This window comes from Halalkalibaculum sp. DA3122 (genome assembly GCF_043951865.1).
Lineage (GTDB): Bacteria > Bacteroidota > Rhodothermia > Balneolales > Balneolaceae > JAMQKA01.
In genome coordinates this window covers 1-501 of the sequence record NZ_JBINJF010000115.1, presented here as the reverse complement: position 1 = coordinate 501, position 501 = coordinate 1, and the positions used below count along the sequence as shown (strand labels likewise).

The window sequence follows — 501 nt, the reverse complement described above, 5'->3', positions numbered from 1 at the left end:
GGAACACTCACACGAACATATGAATCACGGTCACAATCACAGTGGCGAGCATCCTCACAACCATGACCACAAACACGATCACAAAAAGGAAAGCCGCTCCGGCGGACATGCCGCACACCACGCCCACATGGCCGAGGACTTTCTAAAACGGTTTTGGATATCCATTGCTCTAACCATTCCCATCCTGATTCTTTCTCACATGATTCAGGAACTGCTGGGATTAGGGGATGCCCTCCGGTTTACCGGTGATACCTATATCTCATTTGTGCTTTCCAGCATCGTCTTCTTTTACGGAGGCTGGCCATTTTTGAAGGGCTTATTTGATGAGCTGAAAGATCGCCAGCCGGGAATGATGACCCTAATTGGCGTTGCCATTACGGCGGCTTATGTCTACAGTACGCTCGTCGTATTCGTCGTAGAAGGACAAGTTTTCTTCTGGGAGCTGGCCACGCTGGTGGATATCATGCTGATCGGCCATTACATCGAGATGAAATCGGTGAT

Annotated in this window: 1 pseudogene; it reads left to right on the top strand. The window is 49.5% G+C overall.

The window, feature by feature from the left end:
- Positions 1 to 19: 19 nt before the first annotated feature.
- Positions 20 to 501, top strand: a pseudogene (locus ACG2F4_RS19425) (heavy metal translocating P-type ATPase); the annotation flags it as partial.